Origin of the sequence: Limnospira sp. PMC 1279.21 (assembly GCF_032349615.1) — a bacterium.
Taxonomy (GTDB): Bacteria; Cyanobacteriota; Cyanobacteriia; order Cyanobacteriales; family Microcoleaceae; genus Limnospira; species Limnospira fusiformis.
The window spans coordinates 1-1,439 of sequence record NZ_JARPLU010000385.1; the positions used below are offsets into that span (position 1 = coordinate 1).

The window sequence follows — 1,439 nt, forward strand, 5'->3', positions numbered from 1 at the left end:
TCCACACCAGGAGCCGTATGAAGGGAAACTTTCACGTATGGTTCTGAATGGGAGGAGATGGTGGTGACTCCATTCTCGACCCCTAACATATAGCCAAATGCTCTTACCGTGAACCATGAATACCTACTGTCACAAATTCATTGTCCAAGCAGCCTGAAAAGAGACTTGAAACAATGGCTCAAAGCGGGTGTGCTAGATAACGGTGTATTCGAGGATACAGAAACAGGGACACCTCAAGGAGGAGCGATAAGTCCACTATTGGCCAACATCGCCCTGGATGGAATGGAAAGAATAGTAAAAGAAATGTATCCTAATAAAGGGACGACCACCCAGGTAAACCTAATAAGATATGCCGATGATTTTGTGGTCATATCCAAAGACCTAGAAATCATTGAACAGTGCAAAACTGCTATTTCCGAATGGTTAAAACCTGTAGGACTAAAAATTAAACCCGAAAAGACTCGAATATGCCATACACTCAATCCCATTGAGTACGAAGGTAAAACAGAGGAACCCGGCTTTGATTTTCTAGGATTCAACATCAGGCAATACCCTATAGGAAAATATCAATCCGGGAAAACAGGTGGAGCGGCGAGCCGATTAATCGGACACAAAACCCACATTAAACCCAGCAATAAGGCAGTTAAAGCTCACACAGAAGTGATTAAAGGTGTAATCAGGAAGCATAAAACAGCACCTCAATCAGCCCTGATAAGCAGACTCAACCCAATAATACGAGGTTGGTCAAACTACTATTCAGGGGTAGTTTCAACAGAAGCCTTCAATAAACTAGACCATATAGTCTGGGAAATGTTAAGAGCATGGAAAGTTTGAAGATGCGGAAGGGCAAACCTACATGAAAAGCTAAGAAACTATTTCAGTCACGGAACGGTTAAACTTAGCAATAGGAAAGAAAGGTATGAAACTTGGTTATTCAAGACCAAGGATGGATTTCAGTTATGGAAACACAATTGGACTCCGATTGTCAGACACACCCTAATACGCCCAGACGCAACACTTGATGACGGAAACTGGACTTACTGGGCAACCCGAAAAGGACAAGCAATTGACACACCAAATAGGGTAGCAAAACTACTCAAAAAGCAAAAAGGCAAGTGTACCTGGTGCGGGCAATACTTTACCCCATCAGACTTAGTTGAAGTAGACCACATTGTACCTAGAAGCCACGGTGGAAAGGATGAATACAAAAATCTTCAACTGCTACACCGCCACACCCGCGACAATAAGACGGCATTAGATGACGCAAAGCTGTGTTCTTAACAAAAGAAGCAATCAAACTAGGAGCCGTGTGAAGGGAAAACTTTCATGCACGGTTCTGAATGGGAGGGGTAGACCGTGAGGTCTATCTCGACCCCTAATTGAACTATAGCATTAGTCAAGGTGGTTAGGACGCAGCTTTGAGAACGGAATCCATGGCT

Annotated in this window: 1 pseudogene; it reads left to right on the top strand. The window is 43.4% G+C overall.

What is annotated here, in order from left to right:
- Positions 1-108: 108 nt before the first annotated feature.
- A pseudogene (locus P5683_RS24805) lies at positions 109-1,281 on the top strand (group II intron reverse transcriptase); the annotation flags it as partial.
- Positions 1,282-1,439: the final 158 nt, after the last annotated feature.